The sequence below is a fragment of the Phenylobacterium sp. genome, from assembly GCF_020253645.1.
In the GTDB taxonomy this organism is placed as follows: Bacteria; Pseudomonadota; Alphaproteobacteria; order Caulobacterales; family Caulobacteraceae; genus Phenylobacterium.
The window spans coordinates 1-4,925 of record NZ_JADCBG010000147.1 but is presented as its reverse complement, the minus strand read 5'-3'; the positions used below and the strand labels follow the sequence as shown (position 1 = coordinate 4,925).

The window sequence follows — 4,925 nt, the reverse complement described above, 5'->3', positions numbered from 1 at the left end:
CGCCGACCATACCGCAATCCGACCAGAACTCTCCCCAGGCGTCGATGGCGTAGGCAAGGCCGCGAACCTCCCGCGCCTCCTGGAAGAGACGAGACGCCATGCCGCCGCCAAGGCACTCCGTGAAGACCTGCAGGGCCCAGGCATCCGGATCCGTGGCGGCGAGCCCCGGGCAAAGAAAGACCAGATTGGCCTGCTCAAGCGCCCGGTCGGCCGTCAGGACACCCCCGGAGAAGCGGCCCGGGGCCGCGGATGGGGCCTCGGCGGTTGGCGCCACGGCGAAATCCCGCTCGGCCAGACGCAGGAGGGCGTCTTCCTCAACGGCGCCGGAGGCCACGACGACCAGGCGGTCTGGCGCGTAGATCCGTCGTCGCCACTCCCTCAGATCCTGCGTCCTCGCCCTGGCGAGGCTGGCGGCATGGCCGAGGATGCTGCGGCCGAGAGGATGATCCTGGAAGGCGGCGGACTGCGCCATCTCGAAGACCAGATCGTCCGGCGTATCCTCAGCCTCGGCGATTTCCTGGAGCACCACCCGGCGTTCCCGCGACAGATCATCGGGATCAAGGTCCGGTCTCAGGAGAAGATCGGAAAGGAGGGCGGAGGCGCCGTCGAGACCCTCGGGCAGGGTCCTGACCTGAAAGACCGTTCGCTCGTAGCCGGTCTCGGCGTTGATTTGGCCACCGCCTGACTCAATCGCCTCGGCCATCTGCCGTGCCGACCGACCTCCAGCGCCCTTGAAGACCATATGCTCCAGCAGATGGGACCAACCCGCCTCCCGGATACTCTCGATACGGGCGCCGCGCCCCGCGGCGACCACGAGCGCGACAGTCCTCGCGCCCGGAACGGGATCACAGACGCATCGGACGCCATTCGACAGAGTGTGGATCCGGGGCGACTCAGGCCCCTGCAAATGTCCGTACATAGGCGGAGACCTTTGCGGCGTCGGCGTCGATGCGCTCAAAGCGCTCTGGACGTCCCGCCAGGGCCAGCGCCCGGGCGGGGGTTTCAGGCGCACGTCCAGTCGCCGCCAGCACCGCCTCGGGGAACTTGGCGGGATGAGCGGTCGCAAGCACCACGGTAGGTCCCGGGCCGGGATCACGCCGCAGGGCTGACAGGGCCACGGCGGTGTGGGGATCCGCCATCTCCCCTGTTTCCTTGAGGGTCTGCTGCATTTCCCGCGCGGTGGACGCCTCGTCGGTCGAGGCTCCCGAGAAGAGCAGCTTCATTGACTGGAGAGCGCTCGCCGGAACCTGAATAGCCTGGCCGGCGGAAAACCCGGCGAAGGCTTCGGCGGTTGCCGGCCCATCCCGGCCCGTCGCCTCGAAAAAGAGCCGCTCGAAATTCGAGGCGGACTGGATGTCCATTGCGGGAGACTGCGTCTCTGCAACCGCGCCCCGGGCGTAGACGCCCGTCAGGAAGGTGCGGGCAAGGATGTCATTGGCGTTGGTGGCGACCAGGATCCGGCCGACGGGGAGACCCATGCGATGCGCAACATAGCCCGCGAAGCCATCGCCGAAGTTCCCCGAGGGGACTGCAAACGAGACAGGTCGATGGGGCGCGCCGAGGGCAACCGCCGTCGTGAAGTAGTAGACCGACTGGGCGATGATCCGGGCGAAGTTGATGGAGTTGACCGCAGAGAGGCCCACGGCCCTCTGAAGGTCCTTATCTGCGAGGGCGGTCTTGAGGATCGCCTGGCAGGCGTCGAAGTCCCCCGCGACCGCCAGACACCTGACGTTGTCTTCGCTGGCGGTCGTCATGAACCTGCGCTGGACTTCCGAGATCCGGCCGTCCGGGAACATGGCGACGATCCGGGTGTTGGCCCGGCCTCGGAAGGCCTCGACAGCCGCCCCTCCCGTATCGCCGGAGGTGGCGCAGAGGATGGTCTGGGTGCGCCCCGCTCTGGAGAGGACATGATCCGAAAGCCGGGCGAGCAGCTGCATCGCCACGTCCTTGAAGGCCAGGCTCGGTCCGTGAAAGAGCTCGGCCAGGAAGACGTCCGGCGCCAACTGGACCAGGGGGACCACCGCAGGATGGTCAAAGGCGGCATAGGCCTCCTGGCACATGCCCAGTAGGTCTTCCCGGGGAATCTCGTCAGCGGCGAACCTGCCCAGGACGGCCGCCGCCACTTCGGCGTAGGGGCGGCCTGCGAAGCCGGCGATCTCATCCTGGCTGAATCCCGGCCAGGTTTCGGGAACGTAGAGCCCGCCATCGGGCGCAAGGCCTGCCAGGACCGCCTCAACAAAACCGACGGGGGCCGAGGCGCCGCGTGTGGAGATATACCGCATCAGGACCTGAAGTGCTTTCGCAGGAGCGCGCCATAGACGCCGAGCAGGGCGGCGGCAAGGCCGAACCAGGTCAGGGCGTACTCTAGGTGCCTGTTCGAAATGGCTGCGGGAATTGGCGAAGGAACCAGGGATAGAAATTCGGGGTTGGAGGAGGTCTCGGCCAGGAGCATGACCGGCGCCGGGCGCGCCGCGCCGAGGGCGGCCGCTATCCCGGGAATGTCGCGAGAGAACCACAGGCGAGTCGAAGGATCCGCCTTCGGCGTGAACAGCCCCGGCGGGTCTGGGGCCCTCAGGACGCCGGTGACGGTCAGGGCCCGAGCCTCGCCCCCCGTTCCGGGCCGGGACGAGACGGTGTCGGCAACGAAACCCCGATCCACGAGCAGGCTTCCATACCGTCCCGAGGGGAGCCGGCAGGCGGAAATGAGCCTCCGTCCCGCCTGACCGTCCTTCAGCCCATAGAGCTCGACGAAATCAGCGCTGGCGAGGCCAGGGCACTCCAGCCGGACCCTGACCATGTCGAGGTCAGAGGCGGATGACGCATCATCCAGAACCGTGACGGCGGGCGCCGCCGCCGCCGATTCAAGCCGGTCGACCCGCGCGAGGAGGGCCTCCTTCCAGGTCAGTCTCTGGACCTGCCAGAGCCCAAGAGCCACCAGGATCGCCAAACCGATCAGGGTGGCCAGAGTCAGCCCGATGGGAAAACGCCGTGGCTTTGCAGGATCACTCGTCATGGCGGGACTCGGCGGCCCGGTTGGCGAATTGCGCCGCGAGCAGGAGGCCCTTCATGGGGCGCAGGAGGCCAAGGCAGACGACGGCGGAAAGGGGAAGAAAGACCGCGAGGTGGACCCAGATGGGAGGCCGGTAAGCGATCTCCGTAAAGAGGGCCGCAAAGGCGACGACGAACCCTCCGATGAGAATCACGAAGACCGCCGGCCCATCGCCGGAGTCGGCCCGGCTCAGATCATTGCCGCAAGCGCCGCAACGATCCGCGACGGTCAGGAAGCCCGTGAAGAGAGCGCCTTCGCCACAGTGCGGGCAGCGGCCGGCGAGACCCGCCAGAAGGGGGTTCACGCCGGCCATGCCGTCAACCGCCTCCGGACGCGCCGAACACCACGTAGATGAAGGCGAACAGGAACAGCCAGACGACGTCCACGAAGTGCCAGTACCAAGCCGCCGACTCGAAGCCGAAGTGCTGCTTGGGTGTAAAGCCTGTTCCCATGAGGCGGCCGAGGCACACGATCAGGAAGAGGGTTCCGATGAGAACGTGGAACCCATGGAAGCCCGTCGCCATGAAGAAGGCCGAGCCATACAGCCCCGAATTCTCCGCCCCCTCACCGCCGAAGAAGTAGTTGTGATGGAGGATGTGGTAGTACTCGTAGACCTGAATGGCGGTGAAGATCACGCCGAGGATGATGGTCAGGAGCAGCCCGATCTTGGCGCCGCGGCGGTCACCGGTTTGCAGCGCATGGTGCGCCCAGGTCACGGTCGTCCCTGAAAGGAGAAGGGTCAGGGTGTTCAGGAGAGGCAGGTTCCAGGCGGGAACTGTCTCGATGCCCTGGGGAGGCCAGGTCGCCCAGGCGGTGCGGACCTCCTCGACGCTGGAGACGGTCCGGACCTCATGGAACAGGGCCATCTCGAAGAAGATCCAGAACCACGCGACGAAGAACATCACCTCCGAGGCGATGAACATGATCATGCCGTATCGAAGGCCGATGCCGACCACCGGGGTGTGGTCCCCCTGGTTGGCCTCGATGGTGACGTCGCGCCACCAGCCGGCCATCGTCAGCAGCACGCCGGCGAGGCCCGCCAGCAAGACGGTCAAGTCCCCTTTCGGCAAGCCGAAGAGTCCCTTCATGGCGATCACGCCGCCGACCGCCATCACAGTGGCCGCGATGGAACCCACCAGCGGCCAGGGGCTGGGATTGACGAGATGATAATCGTGTTTGACGTCGCCCGCAGACATGCCGCCCCTGTTCCTCCTACTGCCGCCTCCCGCCCCATGACTGCATGGACGGTCGTGTGCTTCCGGTTATGTCCCTATAGCCCTGCTTTCAGCGTTCCGCCAAGCGCGGAAGGCGCCTCAGCCGACTTGGTTTCCGCCTCCTGCGCCGGGAAGAAGGTGTAGGAGAGCGTCACCTCGGATTTCCCGCGTGTATCGAAGTCCTCGGCGAACTTCGGATCGACGAAATAGACCACGGGGAACTCGATCGTCTTGCCGGCGGGGATGGTCTGGTTCGAGAAGCAGAAGCACTCCAGTTTCTGGAAGTAGCCGCCGGCGATCTGCGGCGTGACGTTGTACACGGCGTGTCCGGTCACGGGCTTGTCGCTGTTGTTGGTCACTGTGAAGTAGGCGAGTCCGGTTTGCCCGATCTTGAGGGTCTGAGCAGTCTGCTGCGGCCGGAAACTCCAGGGCAACTCGCGCACGTTGGCGTCGAAGCGGACAACGATGGTGCGCTCCAGGGTGACCGCCGAGGACTGCTCGGCGCGCCGGGGCGTTCCGTCAAACCCCGTCAGTTCGCAGAAGGCCCTGTAAAGAGGCACGGAAGCGTAGGCCGCCGTGATCATCGTAAAGAACCCGGCGGCGCACCAGACCGCGAGGCGCTTGTTCCGGTGACGAACGTCAGAGGGTTCGATCGAGGACAT

General features: G+C 66.2%; 6 protein-coding genes. All 6 read right to left on the bottom strand.

Features of this window, described 5'->3' with window-relative positions; all coding sequences use genetic code 11:
* Positions 1-919, bottom strand: a 919-nt coding sequence (locus INE98_RS10260) for a pitrilysin family protein (protein WP_293538725.1), incomplete at its 3' end; no start/stop codon positions are given.
* Positions 894-2,282 (bottom strand): threonine synthase, encoded by a 1,389-nt coding sequence (gene thrC / locus INE98_RS10255; protein WP_293538724.1) that lies wholly within the window; start codon positions 2,280-2,282, stop codon positions 894-896. The genes thrC and INE98_RS10260, both read right to left, overlap by 26 nt.
* Positions 2,282-3,013, bottom strand: a complete 732-nt coding sequence (locus tag INE98_RS10250) for an SURF1 family protein (RefSeq protein ID WP_293538722.1) — start codon at positions 3,011-3,013, stop codon at positions 2,282-2,284. Before INE98_RS10250 ends, thrC begins: the two co-directional genes overlap by 1 nt.
* Entirely contained in the window at positions 3,003-3,362 is a 360-nt protein-coding gene (locus tag INE98_RS10245; protein ID WP_293538720.1) for a DUF983 domain-containing protein, read from the bottom strand. Before INE98_RS10245 ends, INE98_RS10250 begins: the two co-directional genes overlap by 11 nt.
* A 4-nt stretch (positions 3,363-3,366) precedes the next feature.
* Complete coding sequence (locus tag INE98_RS10240; protein ID WP_293538718.1) at positions 3,367-4,245, bottom strand: cytochrome c oxidase subunit 3; 879 nt, start codon at positions 4,243-4,245, stop codon at positions 3,367-3,369.
* A 74-nt stretch (positions 4,246-4,319) separates the two neighbouring features.
* On the bottom strand, positions 4,320-4,925 hold the full coding sequence (locus tag INE98_RS10235; RefSeq protein WP_293538717.1) for a cytochrome c oxidase assembly protein: 606 nt from the start codon (positions 4,923-4,925) through the stop codon (positions 4,320-4,322).